Annotated in this window: 24 protein-coding genes; 10 read left to right on the top strand and 14 right to left on the bottom strand. The window is 36.2% G+C overall.

Annotated features, from left to right (window positions below):
• Positions 1–68: 68 nt before the first annotated feature.
• Together MHB48_RS08005 and MHB48_RS08000 are read right to left on the bottom strand one after the other, a co-directional pair.
• A complete protein-coding gene (locus MHB48_RS08005; protein ID WP_342600948.1) occupies positions 69–2,168 on the bottom strand; it encodes an RNA degradosome polyphosphate kinase in 2,100 nt (699 codons plus the stop codon).
• Positions 2,165–3,715 (bottom strand): Ppx/GppA family phosphatase, encoded by a 1,551-nt coding sequence (locus MHB48_RS08000; RefSeq protein WP_342600947.1) that lies wholly within the window; start codon positions 3,713–3,715, stop codon positions 2,165–2,167. The genes MHB48_RS08005 and MHB48_RS08000 overlap by 4 nt, the downstream gene beginning before the upstream one ends.
• Positions 3,716–3,928: 213 nt before the next feature.
• On the opposite strand from MHB48_RS08000, the gene MHB48_RS07995 reads away from it, so the two are divergent.
• Positions 3,929–5,206, top strand: coding sequence for an MFS transporter (locus MHB48_RS07995; protein WP_342600946.1), 1,278 nt, complete (start codon positions 3,929–3,931; stop codon positions 5,204–5,206).
• Positions 5,207–5,884: 678 nt separating this feature from the next.
• On the opposite strand, the gene MHB48_RS07990 is transcribed toward MHB48_RS07995, so the two are convergent.
• On the bottom strand, positions 5,885–6,367 hold the full coding sequence (locus tag MHB48_RS07990; protein ID WP_342600945.1) for a PaaI family thioesterase: 483 nt from the start codon (positions 6,365–6,367) through the stop codon (positions 5,885–5,887).
• 70 nt (positions 6,368–6,437) lie between these two features.
• Complete coding sequence (locus MHB48_RS07985) at positions 6,438–7,217, bottom strand: carbon-nitrogen family hydrolase (RefSeq protein ID WP_342600944.1); 780 nt, start codon at positions 7,215–7,217, stop codon at positions 6,438–6,440.
• 85 nt (positions 7,218–7,302) lie between these two features.
• Here MHB48_RS07985 and MHB48_RS07980 point away from each other — a divergent pair, with 85 nt between their 5' ends.
• Complete coding sequence (locus MHB48_RS07980) at positions 7,303–8,466, top strand: pyridoxal phosphate-dependent aminotransferase (RefSeq protein WP_342600943.1); 1,164 nt, start codon at positions 7,303–7,305, stop codon at positions 8,464–8,466.
• Positions 8,467–8,766: 300 nt separating this feature from the next.
• On the opposite strand, the gene MHB48_RS07975 is transcribed toward MHB48_RS07980, so the two are convergent.
• Together MHB48_RS07975 and MHB48_RS07970 are read right to left on the bottom strand one after the other, a co-directional pair.
• On the bottom strand, positions 8,767–9,660 hold the full coding sequence (locus MHB48_RS07975) for a manganese catalase family protein (RefSeq protein ID WP_342600942.1): 894 nt from the start codon (positions 9,658–9,660) through the stop codon (positions 8,767–8,769).
• 20 nt (positions 9,661–9,680) lie between these two features.
• Positions 9,681–9,911 (bottom strand): YuzF family protein, encoded by a 231-nt coding sequence (locus MHB48_RS07970; RefSeq protein ID WP_342600941.1) that lies wholly within the window; start codon positions 9,909–9,911, stop codon positions 9,681–9,683.
• A 107-nt stretch (positions 9,912–10,018) separates the two neighbouring features.
• Between MHB48_RS07970 and MHB48_RS07965 the strand changes: the two genes are divergently transcribed.
• From MHB48_RS07965 to MHB48_RS07950, 4 genes are all read left to right on the top strand, one after another.
• A complete protein-coding gene (locus MHB48_RS07965; protein ID WP_342600940.1) occupies positions 10,019–10,576 on the top strand; it encodes a DUF1273 domain-containing protein in 558 nt (185 codons plus the stop codon).
• Positions 10,569–11,153 (top strand): branched-chain amino acid aminotransferase, encoded by a 585-nt coding sequence (locus MHB48_RS07960; RefSeq protein ID WP_342600939.1) that lies wholly within the window; start codon positions 10,569–10,571, stop codon positions 11,151–11,153. The genes MHB48_RS07965 and MHB48_RS07960 overlap by 8 nt, the downstream gene beginning before the upstream one ends.
• A 268-nt stretch (positions 11,154–11,421) precedes the next feature.
• Positions 11,422–12,012 carry a spore coat protein gene (locus MHB48_RS07955; protein ID WP_342601335.1) on the top strand — a complete coding sequence of 197 codons (591 nt, stop codon included), beginning with the start codon at positions 11,422–11,424 and terminating at the stop codon, positions 12,010–12,012.
• Positions 12,013–12,114: 102 nt separating this feature from the next.
• A complete protein-coding gene (locus tag MHB48_RS07950) occupies positions 12,115–12,774 on the top strand; it encodes an HAD-IB family hydrolase (RefSeq protein WP_342600938.1) in 660 nt (219 codons plus the stop codon).
• A gap of 256 nt (positions 12,775–13,030) precedes the next feature.
• On the opposite strand, the gene MHB48_RS07945 is transcribed toward MHB48_RS07950, so the two are convergent.
• Positions 13,031–13,354, bottom strand: a complete 324-nt coding sequence (locus tag MHB48_RS07945) for a hypothetical protein (RefSeq protein WP_342600937.1) — start codon at positions 13,352–13,354, stop codon at positions 13,031–13,033.
• Positions 13,355–13,509: 155 nt separating this feature from the next.
• Here MHB48_RS07945 and MHB48_RS07940 point away from each other — a divergent pair, with 155 nt between their 5' ends.
• Positions 13,510–13,695, top strand: a complete 186-nt coding sequence (locus MHB48_RS07940) for a hypothetical protein (RefSeq protein ID WP_342600936.1) — start codon at positions 13,510–13,512, stop codon at positions 13,693–13,695.
• Positions 13,696–13,871: 176 nt separating this feature from the next.
• Here MHB48_RS07940 and MHB48_RS07935 read toward each other — a convergent pair whose 3' ends face one another.
• The 3 genes from MHB48_RS07935 to MHB48_RS07925 form a co-directional block, all read right to left on the bottom strand.
• Positions 13,872–14,321, bottom strand: coding sequence for a GyrI-like domain-containing protein (locus MHB48_RS07935; RefSeq protein ID WP_342600935.1), 450 nt, complete (start codon positions 14,319–14,321; stop codon positions 13,872–13,874).
• A 391-nt stretch (positions 14,322–14,712) separates the two neighbouring features.
• Positions 14,713–15,216 (bottom strand): hypothetical protein, encoded by a 504-nt coding sequence (locus tag MHB48_RS07930; RefSeq protein ID WP_342600934.1) that lies wholly within the window; start codon positions 15,214–15,216, stop codon positions 14,713–14,715.
• Positions 15,217–15,334: 118 nt separating this feature from the next.
• Positions 15,335–15,952 (bottom strand): NUDIX hydrolase, encoded by a 618-nt coding sequence (locus MHB48_RS07925; RefSeq protein ID WP_342600933.1) that lies wholly within the window; start codon positions 15,950–15,952, stop codon positions 15,335–15,337.
• Between the two features lie 370 nt (positions 15,953–16,322).
• Here MHB48_RS07925 and MHB48_RS07920 point away from each other — a divergent pair, with 370 nt between their 5' ends.
• Together MHB48_RS07920 and MHB48_RS07915 are read left to right on the top strand one after the other, a co-directional pair.
• Positions 16,323–16,454 (top strand): YjcZ family sporulation protein, encoded by a 132-nt coding sequence (locus MHB48_RS07920; protein WP_342600932.1) that lies wholly within the window; start codon positions 16,323–16,325, stop codon positions 16,452–16,454.
• 324 nt (positions 16,455–16,778) lie between these two features.
• On the top strand, positions 16,779–16,955 hold the full coding sequence (locus tag MHB48_RS07915; RefSeq protein ID WP_342600931.1) for a hypothetical protein: 177 nt from the start codon (positions 16,779–16,781) through the stop codon (positions 16,953–16,955).
• Between the two features lie 398 nt (positions 16,956–17,353).
• Here the strand turns inward: MHB48_RS07915 and hisF are convergent, their stop codons facing one another.
• The 4 genes from hisF to gltB all read right to left on the bottom strand — a co-directional run bounded on the left by hisF (position 17,354) and on the right by gltB (position 25,008).
• Entirely contained in the window at positions 17,354–18,124 is a 771-nt protein-coding gene (hisF, locus tag MHB48_RS07910; RefSeq protein WP_342600930.1) for an imidazole glycerol phosphate synthase subunit HisF, read from the bottom strand.
• Entirely contained in the window at positions 18,117–18,737 is a 621-nt protein-coding gene (gene hisH, locus MHB48_RS07905) for an imidazole glycerol phosphate synthase subunit HisH (RefSeq protein WP_342600929.1), read from the bottom strand. Before hisH ends, hisF begins: the two co-directional genes overlap by 8 nt.
• 92 nt (positions 18,738–18,829) lie before the next feature.
• Positions 18,830–20,314 carry a glutamate synthase small subunit gene (gene gltD, locus MHB48_RS07900; RefSeq protein ID WP_342600928.1) on the bottom strand — a complete coding sequence of 495 codons (1,485 nt, stop codon included), beginning with the start codon at positions 20,312–20,314 and terminating at the stop codon, positions 18,830–18,832.
• Positions 20,315–20,478: 164 nt separating this feature from the next.
• Complete coding sequence (gene gltB / locus MHB48_RS07895; RefSeq protein ID WP_342600927.1) at positions 20,479–25,008, bottom strand: glutamate synthase large subunit; 4,530 nt, start codon at positions 25,006–25,008, stop codon at positions 20,479–20,481.
• A gap of 120 nt (positions 25,009–25,128) precedes the next feature.
• Here gltB and MHB48_RS07890 point away from each other — a divergent pair, with 120 nt between their 5' ends.
• Positions 25,129–26,031, top strand: coding sequence for a LysR family transcriptional regulator (locus MHB48_RS07890; protein WP_342600926.1), 903 nt, complete (start codon positions 25,129–25,131; stop codon positions 26,029–26,031).
• Positions 26,032–26,045: the final 14 nt, after the last annotated feature.

The following is a 26,045-nucleotide window of genomic DNA, read 5'->3' as shown; positions in this document are numbered from 1 at the left end:
TCTATTACGTCGGTCAAAGCCGGCACAAATAGATAGTCTTTTGATTTGTCTTTTGATTTGTCTTTTGATTATTCATTCTTCTGCTTTAATGCTTTCTCTAACAATACTTGCTGACTATCAATTCTCTTCTCTTCTGTTTCTAAATAATGATATTTGCCATTTGCATCCTGCACTCTTGCTTTTGCAGTATCCTGAAGCTCAATATCAAAGATATTCATTACTCTTCTTTGGATTCGAAGGGATAATACAGGGAACAATATTTCTACACGTTTGACCATATTTCTAGTCATCATATCAGCCGAAGATAAATAGGTCTTTGAAGCACCATTTCGATGAAACCAATATATTCTAGAATGCTCCAAAAATCTTCCTACAATACTCCGAACCGAAATGTTTTCACTCACATTAGGAATTTGTGGACGTAAGCAGCATATTCCCCTGACAATCAAGTCAATCCTCACTCCAACAGCAGAAGCTTCATACAGTTTTAAGATTAAATCCTTATCTGTTAAAGAGTTCATTTTCAGCTTAATATGTCCGTTTTGAAAAGCTTTATGAAATTCCATTTCTTCATCAATTAAAGTAAGAAATTTATCCCTAATATCATATGGGGCAACGACTAATTTATCATAATTAGGTTTATCCGTGTAGCCACTTAAGTAATTAAAAAATTGTGTCGCATCCGAGCCGATTTTTTTATCTGTTGTAATAATACTCATATCTGTATACATACGAGCAGTCTGGTCATTGTAATTTCCTGTTCCTAGGTGAACAAATTGTTCTATACAATTATGGCGTCTTCGAACAACTAACGTGATTTTAGAATGCGTTTTTAGATTATGCATTCCATAAATTACAAGGCATCCAGCTTTTTCTAACTCTCTAGCCCAATGCACATTATTCTCTTCATCAAATCGTGCTTTTAACTCAACTAATACAGTAACTTGCTTTCCATTTTCAGCAGCTCTTTTCAATGCCAAAATGATGGGTGAGTTTCCACTAACGCGATACAATGTTTGCTTGATTGCTAATACAGTTGGATCAACTGCTGCCTTCTCTATAAAATCAATAATCGGTTGAAATGATTCGTATGGATGGTGGAAAAACAAATCTTGCTTTAACGCTTTTGCGTAAATTTCCTCGTCACTTGCTAAATCTAACGGTGGTTGGGGAATAAAAGGTTCATAAAATAATCTTGTAAATCTTCCTTCAAGTGTTTTAATAAAAGAAAATAAAAATGTAACATCTAGTGGTCCTTCTACTTTATATACATCATCTGAACAAATTTCTAATTCATCTAACAAATAATGTAATAAATTATGCTTTATCTCGGTTGATTTTACCTCTAATCTACTAACTGCGCCCCATTTACGTTTCTTTAATTCTTTTTCTATTTCTATTAGTAAGTCACGTGCTCCTTCCTCATGAATGGTTAAATCCGCATTTCGTGTGATTCTAAAAGGATTTGCATGCTTGACTTGGTAACCATGAAATAGCTTAGAGACGTTTTCAATTATGATATCCTCTAACAGTACTGCGGCATATGAACCATCTGTTGTAGAAACTTGAATAAACCTCTTTAAAACGGATGGTACTTGCACAATAGCAATTTTTGATAGTTCAGTTCCATCATTTAATTCATCTTCAATCTTAACTAATAGATTAATCGTTTTACTTAATAAAATAGGAAATGGACGATACGCATCTACAGCAATTGGTGTTAAAACAGGGAAAATTTCTTCTTCAAATATCTTATGTAATTCTTTCTTTTGTGCACTTGTTAAGTGTGCATATTTAAGTAATGAAATTCCTTGCTTAGGAAGTTGGATTTCAATTAATTCTTTGTATATGTTCATTTGTCTATTGACGAGCTCTTTTGTAATCGTTGAAATTTGCTCCAATTGTTCTTTAGGTGTAAATCCAGCTTTGTTTTCTGGCTTATTAAAGCCAACATTCACTTGATCTTGAAGACCGGCAACACGCACCATAAAAAACTCATCTAAGTTGGAACTAAATATGGCTAAAAATTTTAATCGTTCAAGCAAAGGGTTTGTTTCATCCTCTGCTTCTTCCAGCACACGCTCATTAAATGCTAACCAACTAATTTCTCTATTATTGTAGTTAGCATAATCATTTATAACATTTTTTTCTAAAACAACTTCATTCATATCATGTTCTCCCCTGTTTCCATAAATACAAGCCTGACTTTCGTGCTAACAATTTTTTCAATATGCTTTTTAAGTTTCTCTGCTTGATATTTCTCAAGCATGCTACTGCCAACTACAGTAAATGTTAGGGTGATAATATCCGTTGTCCTCGTAATCGTGACATGTTTTATATTAGATCTCCCTAACACATCTATGCCTTTTGTAAACCTTAATAATGCCCCGATATCACGTAGTTGCTTTATCTCTTGATCGTTTAACAAATTTTGATAGGGATTCACATATTGTTTGAATGTATCTTTATTTTTGTAAGATGCTAGTAAAGCTAATTTCAAGCGTTCTTTATTAGAAATGCCATCAATTGATAAATTTGTAAGCAAATAAAATGTATGTTGACTAGCTGCTTCTTGATCAATTTGTTCGCCAATATGGAAAAGTTCATACGCAAAGCGCACTAATTCACGATGCTCCAATCGATCTATATACTTCCATCTACTAAATGTCAGATACATTTCATTGAAAATGTTATATAAATGAAGTGCAACCTCTTTTTTGACATTAAATTTCCCTAAAATATGACGGATAGCATTTTCAGTTACTTCGTTCACATTAAAATCTCCAGGGTAATTTTCTATTAATTGAGAAAGTATTATTCCTTCTCGCAATCCTTTTTTACTGTATATAAAGGAAGGAGCTTCCACTACCTCCATAAATATTCGGAAGGTTTCCAGTGCTGGTACAATGATGTCTGCACGATCACTTGATAATCCATCTATTTTTTTTAGTCCATCCAACGAACATTGTGTAAACTGGTAACTGATTTCTTGCAAATCCTCTGATTTTAACTCATATTGATGAACCCCATTTAATGGGAATACTTTTCTTTGCTGATCTACTTGTGCAATATTGCGCGCACTACCACCAATAGCGATGATAGGTACTTTTAAATTCCTTATCCAATCCAATGTCAAAAATTGCTCTTTTACATATTCGATTAATTCCTTATTATCATGGTCTAACATAGTAGTGTCATACATAAATTTTGCTTTAAGCGATACTGCGCCAAATGGAAAGCTAAATGAATATTTTAGTTTTTTATTTTCAAAGTAAGTTACTTCCGTGCTACCTCCACCCATATCGATCGTTACCGCTTTAGGAATATTCGTTGAGTGTACAACTGCTATATATCCAAAAAATGCTTCTTGGTTAGCAGATAAAATGTTGATCGTAAAGCCTATACGATCTTTTACTAATGCTAAAATTTCGTCCCTATTTTTTGCTTGTCGAATGGCTGCTGTTGCCGCAACAAAAACATCCGTCACATGTATATCTTCTAATATTTCTTTAAACTTTGTTAGTGTTTCCACCAACAAATGAATACCTCTTTCATTTAATAGACCGTTTTTGTCAATATACAAACTTAACCTCGCTACAGTTTTAAAATTATGAAGCTCTTTTAAACCTTGCATGGAATTGTAACTATATATTACTAAACGAATTGAGTTAGATCCTATGTCAATAACTGCTTTATTAGTTTTAGATGTGTCCATTATTGTTTACTCCTCTATTAAATAAGTTTACTATCGTTAGTCTTATTTCTTTGTTAAATTTATGTAAATTTTAATAATTGAAAATTCCAATAATATTTATTTAAGTATAATACAAAGCGAATGTAAAATTGATGCAAAATTTCTATTTTCTTCACTTTACATGATTAGAATCATGTACAATATGAGGTAAGCTGAAAGGGGGATATTAGATAGATGAAAAAGTTTACAAAACAAGAAAACAGCTGGGCATTATATGATTGGGCTAGCTCTGCGTACACCTTGACCATTACAACTGCAGTCTTTCCTTTATTTTATAAAGCATCTGCAACTGATGCTGGTGTCAGTGGTGCTAATTCAACTGCTTATTTAGGATATACAATTGCCATATTTACATTCATATTAGCGTTATTAGGGCCCATTTTAGGAACTATTGCAGATTATCGAGGTATGAAGAAAAAATTCTTTACTTTCTTCTTTGTTTTAGGGGTAACATTTACTGCTATGCTTGCATTTGTTCCATATGATAATTGGCTCTTATTATTAATTTGTTATACCGTTGCAGCCCTCGGAGCTACGGGCTCCAATGTTTTTTATGACGGATTCATAGTAGATGTCACAACGAATGAACGCATGCATCGTGTTTCTGCTCGTGGTTATGGACTAGGATATATCGGTAGTACAATTCCATTTTTAATTAGTATTGTTATCATTTTGCTAGCAGGTAAAGAGATCATTCCGTTGTCTAGTATAAATGCGAGTCGGATAGCCTTTCTAATTACGGCTGCATGGTGGGTAGTATTCTCTATACCTATGTTCAAGCACGTTCATCAGGTACATTTTATTGAGCGTGAAAGTAATCCAGTCATTCAAAGCTTTAAGCGTTTAGGGAAAACATTTAAAGAAATTCGTCAATATCGTACTTTATTTATGTTTTTATTAGCATATTTCTTTTATATCGATGGCGTTGGTACGATTATCTCCATGTCGACAGCTTATGGTTCTGATTTAGGATTAAGTGCTACTAGCTTATTAATCGTTCTTTTTGTAACGCAAGTAGTAGCTGCTCCATTTGCTATTATATATGGAAAACTTGCAAGTAAGTTTTCCGAAAAGAAAATGCTTTACGTTGGAATATTCGTTTATATCATTGTTTGTACGTATGCTTATTTCTTAGAAACGATTGTTGATTTTTGGATTTTAGCAATGCTTGTAGCTACATCTCAAGGTGGGATACAAGCTTTAAGTAGATCGTACTTCGGGAAATTAGTCCCAAAAGAAAATTCCAATGAGTTTTTTGGTTTCTATAATATATTTGGGAAATTTGCTTCCATCTTGGGGCCGATACTTGTTGCTTTAACTGCACAAATTACTGGTAAATCCTCTTATGGAGTTTTTAGTTTAGTAATCTTATTTATCATAGGATTTATTATTTTATCAAAGGTTCCTGAACCTACAGAAGCCGCTCCAGTGGATGAAGTGGCTGCGTCTTAAGATAAAATTGAAAAGCATGGGGCTGTCCCTAAAGTCATACATTGACTGAGAGATGGTCCCTTTTCCAATGTATTGATTCCGTTCCAGACGGACGCTTTGCGCGGGCATGGCTTCAGTCTCCTCGTCGCTTTCGCTCCTGCGGGGCCTTCAGCTCACGCTATTCCCGCTGGAGTCGCCGTCTTTCACTACAATTAATTGCCTACAAAAATTAGTAGTTTTAATAAAAAGTATACAAAAAACAGGTGTAGAAAAAGACTCGTTTTTCTACACCTACTTCAATTTATCCGCTTATTGGACAGCCCCATGCTTTTTTGCTTGGCACTGTTAAACTTTGATATCGGGTAGAATCCGCTTGCTTTCCGCGGGCGAAATCAACAAGCCTCCTAGGGCAACAGGAAATTGGTCACAAATCCGTTGCCACATGGATGTGGCCAACTTAGTATTTGTGCTTATCAGCCCGCTTGGGGATCTTCGCAGCCCGTTTTTCCGCAGGAGTCTTGCGGATTTTCGTCAAAAGTAAATTCTTCTAAAAAACAACTGCCACAAAGTAATAGATGTATAATGTGTATCCATTTTAGGTCGAAAAGTACTAGAGTCAGGTTAGTTGATGAGTCGAGAAGGTTATACTTTCTTACTCTGTAAAAAAAACACAGGTAGATTCCCTGTGTCTCTTCTAATCTATTTATTTGTAAAAGATGCTGGCATTACTACTGCAATTACTTCCCCTTTTGCACAAAGCGTGCTACCTGCATAAACTTCCGTCGTAACTTTCCATTTCTTCGGATGAATTTCTTCTACATTTCCAATTGCTTTTAACTCCATTTTTTGTGGAGTTGGCTTAAGAAAATCGACATGAAGGGAGCCTGTGACAAAGCGTGGTGGTACTTCCCCACTACCTGGCTCAAATCCGTTTTTTCGATGCAGAGCAAGAGCAGCAGAACCTGTTCCGTGACAATCAACTAAAGCCCCAATTAATCCACCATACACAAATCCTGGTATCGCAATATGTTCTTCTTTCGGATGATACACAGTCTCCGTCTGTTGGCCATTCCAGTACGTTCGTAAATGATAGCCTGCTTCATTTAATCGTCCACACCCGTAACACCAAGCAAAATCATCCGGATATTCATCTTGGATTGCAATCTTGTTTTCTACCATCATTTCTCCCCCTTTACAAAACCATACAAAAAAGCCTCCTGCACGTCAATGCAAAAGGCAATTTATGATTTACTTATATATATAATTTTTCTCTTCGATCTTGGAAAACGGGAATCCTTTGTCTTACTTTTTCCACTTCTTCTATTTCAATTTCGACTATTTCTATTGTTTCCTCATTATTCCCTGTCCATAGTAACTCTCCCCAGGGACCGATAACCATTGAGTTTCCGTTAAACGAATTATTTGGATCCTCTCCTACACGATTGACCCCTACAATGAAACATTGATTTTCAATAGCTCTAGCTTGAAGTAGTATTTTCCAATGATCAATTCGTTTATCTGGCCATTGTGCTGGTACAAAAATGATTTTTGCTCCATTCAAGGAAAGAGCACGAAACCATTCTGGAAAACGTAAATCATAACAAATAACTCCACCCATTTGCACATCATTTAACGCAAATATATTCTTTTCATTTCCTGCTTCCAAGTAAACATGCTCATCCATTAACTTAAATAAATGTGCCTTATCGTATTCTGCAACGATTTCTCCATGTGTATTCGCGACATACATCGTATTATAGAAGCCATTTCCTTTTTTAGTAGATACAGATCCACCAACTATATGAATATGTAATTCTTTCGCAAGTTTTGACAAAAGGCTTTTCGTTTCGCTTCCTTCTCTATCAGCTATATCTTCTAGACGAGATAAGTCATATGCTGTGTTCCACATTTCTGGTAACACAACAATCTCTGCTCCTTTTTCAGCCGCTTCCCGAATTTTTGTTTCAACCTTTTTAAAATTTTCTTTTGGTTCTCCAAACGCTATATCTAATTGAACACATGCAATTTTCATTTCGACACCACCTATAGACATATTATTAAAAAGGTTATAAGATTTTACTAATATATGCAACTATTATGAAAAAGAGGTTTTATCCATGGAATTTTCTAATCGTTTAAAAAGTTTACCTACTCAATTTTTTGCAACACTCGTTCATAAAGTAGCAAATGCCGTCTCGGAAGGAAGAGATGTGATCAATTTAGGACAAGGAAATCCAGATCAACCTACTCCAGAGCATATTGTGAAAGCATTACAAGACGCTGCAACAAATCCTCAATCTCATAAATACTCGCCTTTTCGAGGAATAAATGAGTTAAAACAAGCTGCAGCTGATTTTTATGCTCGGGAATATCAGGTGGAAATAAACCCGAATACAGAAGTAGCGATCATGTTTGGAACTAAAATCGGATTAGTAGAATTACCATTAGCACTCATGAATGAAAATGAATTAATGCTTCTACCTGACCCAGGATATCCCGATTACTTATCTGGTGTTGGATTAGCTAATGTTCGATTTGATACGATGCCGCTTATAGAAGAAAATAATTATTTACCAGATTACAGTAGATTAACAAAGGAACAAAAAACCGCTGCAAAGTTAATGTATTTAAATTATCCAAATAACCCGACCGGTGCCACTGCTACGAAGGAGTTTTTCGAAGAAACTGTTGCTCTTGCAAAGGAATCTGATATTGCCATTGTGCATGATTTTGCGTACGGAGGAATTGGATTTGATGGAATAAAACCTGTTAGCTTTTTAAAAACGGAAGGTGCAAAAGATGTTGGTGTAGAGATGTACACTCTTTCCAAAACCTACAATATGGCCGGATGGCGAGTAGGGTTTGCAGTAGGAAATCCAACAATAATCGAAGCGATCAATCTTATCCAAGATCATTTATTCGTAAGTCTTTTCCCTGCAGTTCAATCTGCAGCTGCTGCAGCGCTTAATGAGAACCAGCAATGTGTAGATGAATTAGTTTCGCTGTATGAAGGAAGAAGAAATGCATTAGTAAAATCTTGCATGAAGATAGGTTGGGATGTGAAAGCACCAAAAGGGTCGTTTTTTGCATGGTTACCTGTACCTACTGGATATACAAGTGAAGCCTTCGCAGATTTACTTCTAGATAAAGCAAACGTTGCGGTTGCTGCTGGAAATGGTTTTGGTACATATGGTGAAGGATATGTTCGGGTTGGTTTATTAGTAAGTGAGGATCGTTTGATAGAAGCGATTGAAAGAATAGAAAAGCTCCATTTATTTTAATATTTATCTCTATTAAATTAGGTTGTTGTTTTTTTGAAGAATATGTATTGTGACGAAAATCCGCGATACTCCTGCAGGAAAACGGGCTGCCAAGACCCCTGCAACGAGTTTAATGAAACAAATCATACATGCGCCACATCCATGTGGCAACGGATTGGTGATCAACAAACCTGTTACCCAGAGGAGACTTGACAGTTCGTTCGCTGAAAGCGAGCGGATTTTTGTACAAAACAACATAATCGTTTAACAAGCCTAACATTTAAGAGGCTTTCCTTAGTTGGATTGCCTCTTTCATGCGTCCTACATATTTGCCAGTAAACGTTTCGCTATCGCTTCATACTCTTCCGGTCCAATACCTGGAGCAAATTCTTCTGGAAGTGAATCTAAATTTGGAATAGCATAGCCTTTAGGACTTCCTTCTTTTACAATAAGCTGCTCGCCACTTGTTGGGTTCGTACCTTTCCAAATTTGGTTAATGTCTTTGTAGTCCCCGACATTGTTCCAGGTAAATAGGACATTACCATATCCAAGATCTTCATACTTTCGAGCCTGATCAAATGCTCGATTATCTAAATTTGGAATTGGTAGCATCTTTGTTACATCTACACCAGTCGCCATTTCAATTGCCTTTGCGTATGCAAGTACATGCGTACCTCCACGAACGAGTAAATATCCAATCATTTCTCTTGCAGTTGGATGATCGGTCATTTCAAACACACGCATTTTATGCGTTCTTGCACCGCATTCTAAGAAGAAATTATGAAGTAAATCCAACACTAAATTCCCACTTGAGAACACGTAGTCCCCTCTCCATGGACTGCCCATAGAATCCCCTGCCAATGCAGTTTGGGCATTCGCAATAAAAGCATATGTGTTTCGTTTATCTTTTGCAGCCTGTAGAGGTGTAATATTTGGATCACCTGTAAAGCTTGTGTTTTTTTGTAGTAAATTAATGGTATTTGAAACTAACTCAACATGCCCAAATTCCTCTGCTGTAATACTAGCTACAAGGTCATAAAATGGTTTCAGTTTTGTTTTTTCACGAAAGTTAAACGACTGGTACATATAGTTATTCAAAGTAGACATTTCACCGAATTTACCCCCTAATAACTCCTGCACAGCAGCAGCAGCATTTGCATCTCCGTACTCCAAATTAGGCAGTTCAATTACCAATTTATTTATGCGATTAAACAATCAACCATTTCCTCTCACTTTTATTTAGCTGGAGTAATCCAAACGATTTGCTGTGTTCGAATATAAAACGGTACACCACTAACATCCAAAACGAGGTGATCTGGAGCAACATGCGATAGTTTACCTTGTAATGTACTATTAGTCGTTTGTACAGCAATTTTTTTTCCTACTAAGCTATAAGCCGCTTGATACACATACCCTTCGAAATTACTAACAAATTCCACATTGGATAGTGGCTGTTCATTCAACATGTATCCATCCCTTCTTTGCAATCGTACTAGTTTATGAGAAGATGTTTCATATGGATACAAAAACGTGCTAAGATAACATATAAAGGCAACTAAAGAAGGTAGAGCATATGGTCAAACGGCTGGTAGTAACAGGCTATAAAGCACATGAACTTGGCATATTTAACGATAGCCATCCTGGGATTGCAATTATAAAAAAAGCGCTTGAAAATCAACTACGTTTATTAATAGATGATGGACTGGAATGGATCATTTTAAGCGGCCAGCAAGGCGTCGAAACCTGGACAGCCGAGCTTATTTTACAAATGAAAAAAGAATTCCCAGAAATAAAGTATGCCATTATTACACCTTTTCTGGAGCAAGAAAAAAATTGGAATGAGCAAAAACAAGCAAATTATCAAAGCCTTTTAGTACAAGCTGACTTTCAAACGAGTGTTACGAAAAAGCCATATGAGGCTCCATGGCAATTTATTGAAAAAAATAAATTTGTGTTACGAAATTCGGATGGTATACTCATTGTCTACGATGAAGAAAATGAAGGATCTCCGAAGTTTATGAAAAAATTAGCTGAACAATATGCAGAAAATAACGATTATTCATTATTTATTATCGACGCATACGATTTACAAACGATCGCAGAAGAAGAAAGGAACGATTACATTGATTAAAAAGAAATTATCCCAGAAAATTACAGAGGCAACTGATCAACAACTTACATTAACAACAGAAGAAAAGGATTATGCAATTCAGCATCAATTACTTTCAGAAGCAGCGAACATAGTTATAATAGAAAAAGAACAGCTATTTACAAATGCGATCATTGAACGCTTTGATAAAGAAACAGAAGAACTTATTTCTAAAGACAGCTATTCATTTCTTCAAACACCATTAGTTCATTTCAAGGAAAAATTAAATGAGTTTCTGTACTTGGAGTCTCCTAGTTTTGATGTTATTGGTGTAGATGCAATTGCAGTAGAGTATGATGAAGTATTTGAAGTTTATACAGCAATGTTTGGTTTAGCAGTTCAAAAGAAATTTGGACCTGCAATGAAAGACTATTTAAATGAACATTTTCACGCGGAAAATATGAATTATAGTGTAATGTTCGCTGGAAATGATGGACTATGGGAAGTCAATTTACCGTTAAATTACATCGATCAATTCAATGAAAACTTTACAATAGAAGAGGCATACGTCTTTTTATATAGTTTCATCTTTTCACTTGTATCAACAATCGAAAATTAATAGTATTATTCGAACAATCATGAGTACCATACATTCATGATTGTTTTTTTCATTTATTTACAGGTTATTTAGAATTTATTTCAGATTTATTTCAGATTTATTTCAGGTGCCTGGCACTTGTAACATACTTATTACAACTGCCATAAATACCCATGTATTTCTCACATTCTGGTGTTCAAACTAACTAGGATGTTTAACACATCATACTTAAAGGAGGAAAAATGAATTGAATCAAAACACATATGGTCAAAATCAAACGCATCAAAATATGCAAACTGGAAGTGTCTCTCAACAAATGAATCATGGAGGACATGAATTATTTGATGTTCACGAGGTTTTAAATTGTATGGTCGCTGGAATAAATCTTAAAACAATTCTTCGTCCACATGTAAAGGACCAGGAACTGCTAAATATTTTAGATCGACAATATGCATTTGCATTAGATGAATACAATATTACGGTGGAATGCTTTAAAACCGGCCAAGATCCATCCCACCCAACTACTTCTTATAAAATGCAAACTGGTAACGATTTTGTTTATGGGGTGAAGCCTTCACAACCGAAAAAGCCTATACAAAGTGCTAATGAAATTACAGATGAAATGATTTCTGGTTATTTACTTGGATCGGCAAAAACTTCTGCAACGACCAAAACGTCTGCAGCATTAGAAACGACAAACCCGGTTGTAAGAAGAGTACTCGCAGACTCCATTCCAAACTGTATTGAAATGGCCTATGAGCTCTCCATCTACCAAAACAAACATCACTACTACCAAGTGCCACAATTGGATCAGCAAACTTCACAACAAATGTTAAACTCTTATGCAACAGCACAAGGACCCATGTATAAAGTACAATAACCTGTCTCGCCTCTTTTTGGGGCGAGTTTTTATTGTTTATCCGAAGAAATCACGTATAATTTAAACTAAGCGTTCAATTAGGAAAGAAAAGGTGAAAAAATTATGCGTGTAGCAATTTTCGATTTCGATGGTACCTTATATGCGGATGAAACATTTAAACTCTTAATGAACCATTTGAAAGAACATCCCATTTATAAATCTAATTACAAGCGTTTTTACAGATCCATTGTTCCACCTTATATTGCGAATAAATTAAAGCTTTATCCAAATTCAATGATGAAGGAACGATCTATGCAGTTATACTTAGAGGCTTTTGAAGGACGTTCTAAAACGGAAATGAACGTTTATTTTGAGGAACTAAAGGTAATTATGCAAAAAGACTTTAATTCGCAAGTTCTTGAGAGACTAAAACAACATCAACAAGATAACATACATATATTACTCGTTTCAGGTGCTTACACACAGTTTCTTCAACGTGTGACGGAAGGAGTGTCATTTAACCATATTATAGGAACGGATATTTCCTATAAAGAAAATAAAGTAAATACGAAAACACGAGTTAAACATGTGAATGGCACTAGAAAAACAGAAAGCCTTTTACAAGCATTAGAGGGTCAAGAAATTGATTGGGAAAATAGTTTTGCATATGGAGATAGCTACTCTGATTTACCGGTACTAGAGCTAGTCGGAAATCCTGTTGCCGTAAAGCCGGAGGAAAAACTTCGAAGTGTCGCAAAAGCACGTGGTTGGGAAATTATTTAAATCATACATTTTGAATATACTACAATAGAAAAGCGCAAATACCCTGGCCTTTGCTCGAAGCCAAAACATTCGCTACACCATTACCGAGTTTCTACTATGGAGAGAAGAGATTCAGTCAATTCTCTCCATATTTTTTCGGCAATCTTGTTGCGGTTGTTTGTCTTTCGCTTCCCTACATTGTTAGTGGTTTCGAATTAAATTACACCCCTCATATCAAGTTACAGCTCACTGATCGCAAACTACAGCCCCTTTTAATTTATGAAGGGTTATTAAATTCTTTCTTCTGTTTCCTCCGGTGAAAAAAACGCCATATATAAAAGATAGTCCATGCTATTACTAACACTAACAATCGAACATACTGATATTTTTGTTCACCATAAAATATAATGATGCTTCCTATAATAAACGTTGGGACCGCCAAATAAAACCCCATTTTTACTTCCTTGTTTTTAAAACTTAATTCAAATCGTTCACTCACATATTCCACCCCTTCTGTCTTGCCCCATTTGCCAACCAAATTTAAATCATCTTTTTTTTTGCTTCTTTCTTGATAATACGAGCTATTTTTTCTGAATTCCACCACTCTTTGGCAATAGATATAGAAGAACCAAAGGTGAGAGAACACTATTCAATCTTTAAGTATCATTATAAATACACATTTTTTATATTAATTTATCTTTGGTTCAACTTACCTTTCATTTGTTCATATAATGTACTGAGAGGAGGAGTAACAGAATGGATCGATTTATTCTTTTAATGTTAGCTTGTATATTAGCTGGATTTGCATTATTAAAGGTTCCTTTAGCAGGTACTTTCTTAGCAGGTTTAGAGCCAATAACTAACATAATTGGTATTTTAGCTATCGTAATTTTCTCTCTAATCCTAATATTTAAAGGTTTAGTGGCACTAGTGGGGAAATAAAAAGAAGTTATGATAAATTGCACCCCAATTTTTAGACAAAAAATCTAACGATTGGGGGTTTTTGTATGGCGAAATATACAAACGAATTTATATTAAAAGCTGTTCTTACATACCTTGAGGAGGTTTCAACTAAAGCCCTCGTAGTAAAGAAGTTTAACTAACTTTTAAGCAGAATTTTAAATATGGATTGGTAAATAAATCTCAACTTCTTCCTCACCATTTTCCATTGGATGATAAGTCTCAACAATGTAAGAATCTAGATTCCTTTTATATCCTTGTTCTTCTGACCATTTCATCAAATGGTTGTGTAGATTACCGATATTATTTATTCCCCCCCTAGTCGTGGCATAATTTTGGTCTGTTTCGACATAATCCATCCCAACTGGAACTTCTGATAAACGCTCATTTACGATTAATCCTACAAGATAGTGGCCTTTCAATTGGTTTGTGTCCCTTTTAGGCTCGAAAAGAGCTATTTCTGTACCTGAACATTTTTTAATTTCCTCTTTACGAATTAGAATTTTCTTGGCCAATTTTGGCACCTCAGTACCAAAATCAGCATAATCTCCACTACCTTTTATACCAACAACTCTAAAAATCTTCTTAACCTTTTTACAATCCATCATTAACACCCCCTAAAGACTTTATAAATTAAAATTCTCTTCTAATTCAGTGAATTCCTTCTTTTGGATTCTTTTCTTTTTAAATTTAACTTATAACTAATCTTACTACATCATTAAATAACCCCTCCTTTCTATCATTAGAATATTTCGCAAAATATAAAAAAACACTGCTAAAAGCAATGCTAATTTGTACTTTAATTTTGTGTTATATGGATTGATATTTATTTTGTTATTTAATGTTTTGTACGGATTTCCCCTTGTTCATTTTCTACAATTCCACCTACCGCTACTATATGTGTTGGAATTTCCATTCAAATTACCTCCATGCTTTCATCTATCATTTTTGATTTTTTAATGAAATTACCTAGAAATAACAATATATGAAGTAATCTTTTTAATATGATGTTTGAGCATTAAGCTTAATCATTTCTTCTACATAATTTAGGAAATTAGGATATGAGCAGCTTTCTTCCAAGAATTGAGCTACCACAGATAGAGGTAATATAACAAGATCTCTCTTTTTAGAGTAAAGAACGGCCTCTGTTTTAATCGCTTTTTGCACACCATCTAGTTTGGAAGAAGATAGATAAACAGAATCAAACTCATACCATAAAAAATCCTGATTTAGATTTTTTTTAATAACCTCCCCAATATAGGCACCAATTCGAGCCACGAAATTATCAAAATGCTCATTTAACAATGCTGTGCCCATTTCAGTAGTCATTAATCGTTTCGTGTACATATCTATATATCGAATGCTTTCCGTTGAGAAATCTAACTTTTTCTTTGTGAGGTTTTCTTGATCCCAGGCATCGTCTGAGACATCCTGATACATTAGCTTTGCTATCCCTTTTAAATCGTCTTTTATTAATTTTTTTCTACTTAAGAATCCAAACATGTAATGAAATTACTCCTTCACCATTTGATTAAGTTAAACCTATACTAATCATATCTCCCATCCAGCTTTAATAACATCTATTTATTAGCTGAGAAATTCTACCAGAGGACAAAAAGGGTTAATCAAATATCGTTTCTTTTTTAGGGTTCTCCAAGAATTCAAAAAGCGTTATTATTTGAGACTCTGTATTTCTATTAGTAGAAAGCGATGGCAAATTGTTTTTAGAAAAGAATTGTATCCCGCTTGTCTCAATCCCTGTAATTGGATTTCCTCCAATAATCTCACACTGTATAAATACTTTATAATAATGATGGGCTTCTGGAGGATGTGGGTGTTTATCTTTATCTAACAGAGCGAGCAATTTAATAGGAACTACATCATAACCAGATTCCTCTTGTATTTCTTTTACAATATTTTCAGAAGGTGATAAACCTATATCACAAAATCCACCTGGTAAAGCCCACCTTTCGTCAATAGTTTCTCTTACCATTAAAACTTGATCATCTTTAAAAACTACTCCACGAACATCTACTTTAGGAGTCTGATAACCGGTTTCATTTGTAAACAAATCTTCAATCTTTTGCATCTCTAATCCCGTGTGTTCCTCCATAATTTCTGCACTAATAGTACGTAATTCTTCATAACGTTCGATATCATAAATATCTTTTGAAAAAGCTAATCCCGATTGAGACAATGCTTGTATTCTTTTTGCCCATTCCAACCATTTATAACTCATTTGAAACACCAACTTTTTTAGATTTTTTTGAAAAGGTTTAATCAATTCACTTATATTATATTCAATCTAATTATGTAAAAAGCCTATCATCTCATAAAAGACGATAGGCATATTCTACGTTTGCTTAATTTTCAGTTTTTATAGCTTTTATTCATTCTATTATTTATTCCAATAGAGGTCAATCTATATTTTACCATTTATTACTAATCATGTTTCATAAACTAAAATTCTCCAATTGTTCTCCCCAATGAAATCCAAATAATTTATAAATATATTCACAATAGTCCAAGTCCATTTCTATTAATGACATAACATAACATTAAGGGTTGAATCTTTTAATCCTTATTCTCAAAATCGGAGGTGAATATATATGAGTGGATATGGCGGTGGTTATGATGGTGGATCCTATAGCAATTCAGGAAACACGGGCTCAACCTTTGTATTAATTGTTGTATTGTTTATTTTACTTATCATCGTAGGTGCAACATTTATAAGTGGTTAATAAGAGTTAATAAGAACAGCAGTTGTTTCATTCAGAAATACTTTTAATTAAAAGTTGGAAGTTCATTTTCTTTGAAGGATTAGAATCCTTCTTGTGGATATCCTTAAAATCATTGTTCTTCAAGTCTATGTTGACAATTCTTACTGAGTGTTTACTAATTTATATATGTGGAAGAATATTCATATTTTTAATTAATCGATTAGTAGCACAAATAATAAGAGCAATGGGCAGGTGCTAGAAATCCTGCCTATTGTTATGTCTAAATGGAAAATTCGTCTATCACGGATTCAAAAATATGATCAAAAAATAGAAAAGAGAGATATAATGGAATCGTTTGTTAGGAGAAATATGGGACGTCAGGTTATGGTAAGGGAAAGAATGGGTAGAAGACATGTCGGAATGATAGATGGGATTATCCCTGGAAGAGGCATGTTTATTCGAAATCGCTTTAGAAGAATATTTTTGCCATTCTTCTTAATTGCAACTCTATTTTTAATATAGGCTCTGTTAAACTAGTGTTGTTTTTTAGCAGAATATATCTGGTGACGAAAATCCACGAGACTCCTGCGGAAGACTGTCAAAACCCCGCAACTTGCTTGTTGGAACAAATCCTAAATTCGCCACATCCATGTGGCAACGGATTAGTGACCAACAACCTGTTGCCCCGAGAGGCTTGGCAGTTCGTCCGCGGAAAGCGAGCGGATTTTTGAGTGTAACAACATGCTCCTTTAACAGGCACTTCATATAAAATAAACCTAAATTAAGATATAAAATGCGCCAGGTAGGGAAGGGAATTTGTTTCTGAAGAGAAAAAAAGAATATCTTCAGAATTATTTATGTTTTCGTGCAAAATAAAAGAAATCGCAAACAATTAGCGATTCCTTTTCACTGCTCGAAGGCTAGAGGCGAACATTAATACTCTTATCTTGTAGGTAGGATTTGATTTCACCAATCGTATAGTCACCATAGTGAATCATAGATGCTATAAGAGCTGCGTCTGCTTGTCCTTTTGTAAATACTTCTTCGATATGCTCTAGTTTTCCTGCACCACCAGAAGCAATGATTGGCACATTTACTTTTTCAGAAAGTAGCTTGATCAGCTCTACATCATAACCATTTTTCATGCCATCTTTATGAATACTTGTGCAGATAATTTCTCCTGCCCCAAGGTCTGTTGCTTGTTGCGCCCATTCCACGACATCCATTCCTGTTTTTTCATGACCGGAATGTGTGTATACTTCCCACCGAATGATTTCTTCTTCCTTATAAACAGGCATTGCATCTAACCCTAGAACGACACATTGTTTACCATAAATTTCAGCCGCTTCTCTTAAAAGTTCTGGCCGCTGTACCGCTGCTGAGTTTACGCCTACTTTATCAGCACCAGCACGAAGTAAGTTTTTAAAATCATCCACGGTTCTTACTCCACCGATTACAGAAAAAGGGATATACACTTGTTCTGCAACTTTACGAATCCATTCGATTTTTAAATCTTGATTTTTCAAGGAAGCAGTTGTATCTAAATAAATTAACTCATCTGCTCCATCTTCCGTATACTTTTTACCAAGTTCAGCAGGATCTCCGATAATTGTTGGGTTTCGAAATTGTACATACTTAACTGCTTGGTCATTTAACACGTCTATCGCGGGTACAATTCTTTTTCTAAGCATGTGTTTGAACTCCTTGTTTACAGTAATTATCTAATAACTGTATGCCGTATTTACCACTTTTTTCTGGATGGAACTGTACACCCATCACTTGTTCATTGCCAATAGCACAGGCAAAGTCGATTCCATAATTGGTGAACCCAAGTACAGCCTTTTCTTCCGAAGGGTTTGCAAAATAAGAATGAACAAAATAGAAATCGGACTGATCTGGAATATCGTTGAATAAAAAATGCTGTTGAACGTCTTTCACTTGATTCCAGCCCATATGCGGAATTTTCTCGGACTCCATTTTAAATTCTGGAACAGTTCCTTTTAGAAAACCTAAGCATGGAACATTTCCTTCCTCACTTGTTTCCAAAAGAAGTTGCATCCCTAAACAAATCCCTAACAAAGGCATCCCTTTAGCGACCTCTTCTCTTAAATAATCGCTTATACCTGATTCATTTAACACATCCATTGCCACTTTTGCATTTCCTACACCAGGTAAGATTAATTTCGTAATCGAATCATCATGATCACTCGGTTTAGTAATTAGTTTTGTTTTGTACCCTAATCGAGCGATTGCTTTCAACACACTATGTAAATTCCCTGCTCCATAATCTATAATGCCAATCATGCTCTTGCCTCCACTTTTAGTATGCTTTTATTATGACATCTATTGACGAAAAAAAAAACAAAAACTTTAGCGCACTAGCACAGTAAAACCGGTCAAGAAGAAATGACCGGTGTTTTGCTTACATATTCATCTACACGTCTTGCAACTTCTTGGCCTTCTTTAATTGCCCAAACGATCAAGCTTTGCCCTCTTCTTGCATCGCCTGCTGTGAAAATACCTTCTACGTTTGTTGCATAGTCTTTTGTAGAAGCGGATATTTTTTTGTTTACTACATTTATGCCAAATTGTTGGGCTAAGTTAGTTTCAGGCCCTTCAAATCCAATCGCTACAAATACAAATTGGGCTGGCCAAATTTTCTCCGTTCCTGGAATTTCTTTAAAAAAATAAAATCCATCCTCTCCAAGTACTTTCTCCATATGAATAGTATGCAGTTCCTTTAGAGACCCATACTTATCCGAAACGATTTCTTTTGTTTGAATCAAATATTCTCGTGGATCTTTTCCAAATTTCGCATTCGCTTCTTCGTAGGCGTACTCTAATTTAAAAATATTTGGATCTGTTGGCCACTGATTGTCTTCTGCACGGCTGGATGGAAGCTGTGGATGCTTCCCAAATTGAACTACACTTCGACAATTTTGGCGAATAGCTGTTGCCACACAGTCAGCGCCCGTGTCTCCACCACCAATTACAATCACATCTTTGCCTTTTGTATTAATAAATTGCCCATCCGCAAAATTGGAATCTAGTAAGCTTTTTGTCGTCGAACTTAAATAATCCATTGCTAAGTGCACACCCTTTGATTCGCTTCCTTTCATATGAAGCTTCCGCTGCTTCTGTGCACCTATACATAAAATAACTGCATCGAAGTTTGATTTTAAGTCTTCCACTGAAATATCTATTCCAACTTCTGTATTCAAAACAAAATCAATACCTTCTTGCTGAAGTAAATGAATTCGACGTTCCACTACTTCTTTTTCTAGCTTCATATTGGGAATCCCATACATGAGAAGCCCTCCTGCTCGGTCTGCGCGCTCATAAATAGTCACAGAATGACCCGCTTGGTTTAACTCATCTGCACTCGCAAGTCCAGCTGGTCCAGATCCAATTATAGCAATTTTTTTGCCTGTTCTTGCAGTTGGTATTCTTGGTGTAACCCAACCATTTTCAAATCCTTTATCAATTATTGTTCGCTCAATACTTTTAATCGATACGGCAGGGTCTGAAATAGCTAATGTACATGAACCTTCACAAGGTGCCGGGCAAACACGTCCTGTAAACTCCGGAAAATTATTCGTCATTGATAATCTTTCCAGTGCTTCTTGCCACTTGCCTTTATAAACTAAGTCGTTCCATTCTGGTATTAGATTATTAATTGGACAACCAGTAGTTGCCCCCCTTATTTCAATACCCATGTGACAAAAAGGAGTTCCACAGTCCATGCATCTAGCTCCTTGTTTTTGGAGCGCATCATCTGTCAATTTCGTCGCATACTCACCCCAATTTTTTATACGCTTGAGAGGAGTCTCTTCTTTTCCTTTTTCTCTTTTATACTCCATAAATCCAGTTGGTTTACCCATTTATTACTCCCCTCTCTTTATTTTGGCGCTGTTAAGCCACATGGTTGTTATTCGGTAGAATCCGCTTGCTTTACGCGGGCGAACCGACAATCCTCCTCGGCTGCGCCTGCGGGGATTCTCCCGCAAATTATATGCAAAAAAGCAACAGTAAAAGAAAACAACGCTTATTTTTTTATTAGATCTAATTGTTTTTTCTCTTGTTTAACCGAAGCTGACAGAAATGCTTGCATTGCCGCTGCGTCGTCTGTTAGACCATCACGCTTAAAAGCTGCAATTTTATCTAGCATTGTTTTATAATCATTTGGCACAACTTTTACAAACTTCTCGACCATTTCTCCCCAATTATCTAATATATACATTGCTTGTGTGCTTTTTGTGTAATAATAATGATCCATTATTAATTGTCGAACCTCATGCTTTTCTTCTTTTAATTTGATTTGCTCAAAACCAATCATTTCTGTGTTGCACTTTCCTTTGAAGCCTTCTACATCCTCTACGAGTACATACGCAATTCCGCCTGACATTCCTGCTCCGAAATTTTTTCCAACAGCTCCTAAGATGACAGCACGACCACCAGTCATATATTCACAGCCATGATCTCCAATACCCTCTACTACAACATCTACTCCACTGTTTCGAACTGCAAATCTCTCCCCAGCACGTCCATTGATAAATGCAGTTCCACTTGTTCCGCCGTAGAGTGCAACATTCCCAGCAATAACATTTTGTTCGGCTAATCCCTGAATAGGAGAAGTGACAACTAGTTTCCCACCAGATAACCCTTTCCCAAAATAGTCATTTACATCCCCTGTTACATACATCGACATTCCTTTAGGAACGAAAGCCCCAAAGCTTTGACCTGCTGCACCTGTAAATCGAAGTGTGATGGTATCATCTGCCAATCCTCGAGCCCCATATTTTTTGGAAATTTCACTTCCAATGATCGTTCCTACTACACGATCTGTATTAGCAATCGGATATTCTAGTTCAATCTTTGTTTCGTTAATAATCGCTTTCTCTACTTTAGGCAAAAGCTCACGAAGGTCTAACGATTCTTCGATTTGATGGTTTTGAGCAATTTTTTTCGTACGTATCCCTTCTTGTTGGTACAGTAATGCAGATAAATCTAATTGCTTTGCTTTCCAATGTGCTTTCGCGCGACTGCTTACTTCTAGAATTTCCGTACGTCCAACCATTTCCTCTACTGTTCTAAATCCAAGTAGCGCCATATATTCCCGTACTTCTTCTGCGACAAATCTCATATAATTAACGACATAGTCCGCAGATCCCGTAAATTTATCACGAAGTTCTGGATTTTGAGTGGCAATACCAACAGGACAAGTATCCAGATGACAAGCACGCATCATCACACAACCTAAAACAATTAATGGAGCTGTAGCAAATCCATATTCCTCTGCTCCGAGTAATGCTGCCATGACTACATCTTTCCCCGTCATTAGCTTGCCGTCCGTTTCTAATACCACCCTGTCTCGAAGACCATTTAACATAAGCGTTTGATGAGCTTCTGCAAGTCCAAGCTCCCATGGAAGTCCAGTATGTTTAATACTCGTTTTCGGAGATGCTCCTGTTCCACCATCATATCCACTAATGACAATGACATCTGCTGCCCCTTTTGCTACTCCAGCAGCTATCGTGCCAACACCAGATTTCGCTACTAGTTTTACGCTAATTCTTGCGGTTCTGTTTGCGTTTTTTAAGTCATGAATTAGCTGCGCCATATCTTCAATGGAATAAATATCATGATGTGGAGGAGGGGAGATTAATCCAACTCCTGTTGTGGATCCACGAACATTAGCAACCCATGGATATACTTTATTGCCTGGTAATTGTCCACCCTCACCTGGTTTGGCACCTTGCGCCATTTTAATCTGCAATTCATTGGCTTGCACTAAATAATGACTATTTACTCCAAAACGTCCAGAAGCAATTTGTTTGACGGCACTTCTGCGATTGTCTCCATTCGCATCTAGTTCATATCGACCTGGGTGCTCCCCACCTTCTCCACTATTACTTTTTCCTCCAAGTCGATTCATGGCAATCGCAAGCGTTTCATGAGCTTCCTTACTTAAGGAACCAAATGACATCGCCCCTGTTTTAAAACGTTTGACAATCGAATCCACTGATTCTACCTGATCAAGTGGAATGCGTTTCATTTCTTTTTTAAATGTCAGTAAGTTTCGTAAAAAGCCGATTCGCTCTTCATTAGCCATTTCTGCATACTGTCTATATAGGCCATAATCTCCTTTTCGAGTAGCCCATTGCAGTGTATGGATTGTTTTAGGATTAAAGGCGTGATGCTCACCTGTACTTCTCCATTGGAAATCGCTCCCTGACTCAAGTGCCCCTTGCATGGAAGCAATAGCCTGAGCATGTCTGCGTTTCGCTTCTTCAGCTATAGTAGCTAAGTTGATGCCTCCTAATTGAGAGACGGTACCTGTGAAATATTGTTCTATCACTTCTTTACTAATGCCAACTGCTTCAAAAATTTGGGCACCTCGGTAACTTTGGACAGTGGAAATCCCCATTTTCGACATTACTTTTACAACGCCATCTGCGATACCTTTACTATATTTTGTAACAGCGTCCTCATAACTACTTTCAATATGTCCATCTAGAATTGCTTCCGCTATCGTTGCATATGCGAGATAAGGATTAATAGCGTCTACGCCAAATCCAATGAGTGCAGCGAATTGATGTACTTCTCTCACTTCCCCAGATTCCACTACAATACTTATCTTCGTGCGATTTCCTTTTCTAAGTAAATGTTGATGAAGATGACTTGCAGCTAATAAAACTGGTATTGTCACTTGCTTTTTATGGAGCATACGATCAGAAAGTATGATTAGAGACACACCTTGTGCAATTAATTTATCGGCCTGTTCAGAAATATGTTGTAAATCAAATTCTAAATTTTCAGACATCAATATCGGTAATACTTTACTTTGGAAAGAGGCATCTTTATACTGTTTTAATTGATTAAATTGTCCATTAGTCAAAATTGGTGTATTTAAAAAGATTCGCTTGCTATTTATTGCACTTGGTTGAAGTAAATCACCTTCAGCTCCTAAAAGAGTCATTGTCGACGTCACAATATGTTCTCGAATGGAGTCTATTGGTGGGTTCGTTACTTGTGCAAATAGTTGTTTGAAATAATTGAATAACGATTGAGGCCGATCTGACAATACAGCAAGTGGCGTATCATTCCCCATTGATCCAATCGGGTCTTTACCATCCAGTGCAATTGGCACCAAATATTTTTGTATATCCTCATATGTGTAACCAAATGCTTTTTGAAGGAATAGTAGATCGTCGATTGTTTCTACCTCTTCATTTTCAACAGAAAGCATTATCACATTCTCATCTAACCATTGTTGATATGGTTGAGCTTGCGCCATTTCTGATTTGATTTCCTCATCTGAAATGATTCGACCTTGCTCTAAATCCACAAGTAACATTCTTCCTGGACTTAATCGTTCTTTATATAAGATATTTACTTCTTCCACATCCACTACTCCAACTTCAGAGGAGAAAATAATATAATCATCTTTTGTCACATAATAGCGAGCTGGACGTAAACCGTTTCGATCTAAAATTGCGCCAATTTGATTGCCATTTGTAAACGAAATAGCTGTCGGACCATCCCATGGCTCCATTAAGCTACTGTGATAGGCATAAAAAGCTTTTTTCTCCTCACTGATATGAGGATTTTCTGTCCAAGGCTCTGGGATAAGCATCATCGCAGTGTGCGCAGGAGTTCTTCCAGCTAGAACAAAAAATTCAAACGCGTTATCTAACATCGACGAATCACTGCCATCTGTATTGATAATCGGTAAAATTTTTTCTAAATCATTGCCAAAAGCTTCTGAAACAAATTGTTGTTCACGAGCTTTCATCCAGTTAATATTTCCACGTAATGTGTTAATTTCCCCATTGTGAACAATGTATCTGTTTGGATGGGCTCTCTCCCAGCTCGGGAATGTATTCGTACTATAACGTGAGTGTACTAAGGAAAAAGCAGATGTAAATAATTCGTCCTGAAGGTCCACGTAAAAGAGGTCTACTTCCTTTGGAGTGAGCAATCCTTTATAAACGATCGTTTGACTGGAAAGACTTGCACAATAGAATTTAATCGCTTCATGCAAAGCCCAGTGCTCTACTTGTTTACGAATAACGAATAGTTTTCTTTCAAATGCTAGAGAGCTAGTATTCATGGATTTTATGAACACTTGTCGTACAACAGGTACTCTTTCTTTTGCTTTATCACTTAACACACTTGCGTTTATTGGCACTGTTCTCCATCCAATTAGTTCTTGCCCTTCCGCAAGGATGGTATCATTTATTTTCTGTTCAATTGCTTCTCGTTCTTCGTTATTGTCCGTAAAAAATAGCATTCCTACGCCATAACTACCTTTCTCCGGTAAATCCCATTGCTTACATACAACACGGAAATAAACATCAGGGATTTGTACCATCAACCCGGCCCCGTCACCGGTTTGGCCATCGCTTCCTCTTCCCGCTCGATGATCCAATCGACATAACATTTCTAAACCTTTTTTTACGATATCATGTGTTGCCATTCCTTTTATATGTGCATATAAACCTATCCCACACGCGTCATGTTCAAACGCTGGGTCGTACATGCCTTGTGCTTTCGGTAATTGGTGAAATGTCATGTGAATCCCTCCATCTTCTAAAAAAGTGACTTAAGATTATTGTATGTTTGCAAAATAATATAAACAATATATAATTTGGATATAAATCATCTCATTTTGAGATATATTAGGGGAGAAACTATGGAAATTCGCCAGTTAAGATACTTTAAGGAGGTGGCAGAACGTGAACACATTTCAGAAGCTGCTATCCATTTGCACGTTGCACAATCGGCTATAAGTCGGCAAATTGCCAATTTAGAAGCTGAACTCGGTATTGAGCTATTTGAACGAGTAGGTAGGAATGTTAAGTTGACACCAATAGGAAAGATTTTTTTAGAGCATTGCACTTCTGCGTTACAGGCAATTGATTTTGCCAAGAATCAGGTTGATGAATATTTAAATCCTGAAAAAGGAACGATTAAGATCGGATTTCCAACGAGCTTGGCAGGTCATTTATTGCCAACTGTTATTTCTGCTTTTAAGAAAGAACACCCAAATGTCGCGTTTCATTTACGACAGGGTTCATACGATTTCTTAATAGATGCGGTTAAAAACAGGGAGTTGAATTTAGCCTTCTTAGGACCTCTTCCAACAAAAGATGACTCCATTCATACAACTATTTTATTTACAGAAGATTTTTCAATACTTGTACCATCTAATCATCCATTTGCGAAAAGAAAGAGTATACCTTTAATTGATTTAAGAAATGAGGATTTCGTTTTATTCCCAGAGGGTTATGTGCTGCATAAACTTGCAGTAGAAGCATGTAATTCAGTAGGATTTACACCAATGATCTCATCAGAAGGAGAAGATATGGACGCTATCAAAGGTTTAGTTGCTGCAGGTCTAGGGGTAACTCTTTTACCGGAAAGCACTTTTTACGATTCTACCCCTAGATATACAGTGAAAATACCGATTGAGACACCTTCCATTCGAAGAACAGTAGGCATCATTAGTCCAGTGACGCGAGACCTATCCCCATCGGAAAAAGTATTTCACAACTTCGCGATGCAATTTTTCTCTAGATTGGGGCAATATCAATAAAAAGACAGGAAATC

This window comes from Psychrobacillus sp. FSL H8-0483 (assembly GCF_038637725.1).
Taxonomy (GTDB): Bacteria; Bacillota; Bacilli; order Bacillales_A; family Planococcaceae; genus Psychrobacillus.
This window is presented reverse-complemented; position numbering and strand designations above follow the sequence as displayed.

Bases quoted from the DNA above. Each gene is read 5' to 3' on its own strand.
- MHB48_RS08005 (WP_342600948.1), bottom strand. From the start codon at position 2,168: ATGAATGAAGTTGTTTTAGAAAAAAATGTTATAAATGATTATGCTAAC.
- MHB48_RS08000 (WP_342600947.1), bottom strand. From the start codon at position 3,715: ATGGACACATCTAAAACTAATAAAGCAGTTATTGACATAGGATCTAAC.
- MHB48_RS07995 (WP_342600946.1), top strand. From the start codon at position 3,929: ATGAAAAAGTTTACAAAACAAGAAAACAGCTGGGCATTATATGATTGG.
- MHB48_RS07990 (WP_342600945.1), bottom strand. From the start codon at position 6,367: ATGATGGTAGAAAACAAGATTGCAATCCAAGATGAATATCCGGATGAT.
- MHB48_RS07985 (WP_342600944.1), bottom strand. From the start codon at position 7,217: ATGAAAATTGCATGTGTTCAATTAGATATAGCGTTTGGAGAACCAAAA.
- MHB48_RS07980 (WP_342600943.1), top strand. From the start codon at position 7,303: ATGGAATTTTCTAATCGTTTAAAAAGTTTACCTACTCAATTTTTTGCA.
- MHB48_RS07970 (WP_342600941.1), bottom strand. From the start codon at position 9,911: ATGTTGAATGAACAGCCACTATCCAATGTGGAATTTGTTAGTAATTTC.
- MHB48_RS07965 (WP_342600940.1), top strand. From the start codon at position 10,019: ATGGTCAAACGGCTGGTAGTAACAGGCTATAAAGCACATGAACTTGGC.
- MHB48_RS07955 (WP_342601335.1), top strand. From the start codon at position 11,422: ATGCAAACTGGAAGTGTCTCTCAACAAATGAATCATGGAGGACATGAA.
- MHB48_RS07950 (WP_342600938.1), top strand. From the start codon at position 12,115: ATGCGTGTAGCAATTTTCGATTTCGATGGTACCTTATATGCGGATGAA.
- MHB48_RS07940 (WP_342600936.1), top strand. From the start codon at position 13,510: ATGGATCGATTTATTCTTTTAATGTTAGCTTGTATATTAGCTGGATTT.
- MHB48_RS07935 (WP_342600935.1), bottom strand. From the start codon at position 14,321: ATGATGGATTGTAAAAAGGTTAAGAAGATTTTTAGAGTTGTTGGTATA.
- MHB48_RS07930 (WP_342600934.1), bottom strand. From the start codon at position 15,216: ATGTTTGGATTCTTAAGTAGAAAAAAATTAATAAAAGACGATTTAAAA.
- MHB48_RS07925 (WP_342600933.1), bottom strand. From the start codon at position 15,952: ATGAGTTATAAATGGTTGGAATGGGCAAAAAGAATACAAGCATTGTCT.
- MHB48_RS07920 (WP_342600932.1), top strand. From the start codon at position 16,323: ATGAGTGGATATGGCGGTGGTTATGATGGTGGATCCTATAGCAATTCA.
- MHB48_RS07915 (WP_342600931.1), top strand. From the start codon at position 16,779: ATGGAATCGTTTGTTAGGAGAAATATGGGACGTCAGGTTATGGTAAGG.
- hisF (WP_342600930.1), bottom strand. From the start codon at position 18,124: ATGCTTAGAAAAAGAATTGTACCCGCGATAGACGTGTTAAATGACCAA.
- hisH (WP_342600929.1), bottom strand. From the start codon at position 18,737: ATGATTGGCATTATAGATTATGGAGCAGGGAATTTACATAGTGTGTTG.
- gltD (WP_342600928.1), bottom strand. From the start codon at position 20,314: ATGGGTAAACCAACTGGATTTATGGAGTATAAAAGAGAAAAAGGAAAA.
- gltB (WP_342600927.1), bottom strand. From the start codon at position 25,008: ATGACATTTCACCAATTACCGAAAGCACAAGGCATGTACGACCCAGCG.
- MHB48_RS07890 (WP_342600926.1), top strand. From the start codon at position 25,129: ATGGAAATTCGCCAGTTAAGATACTTTAAGGAGGTGGCAGAACGTGAA.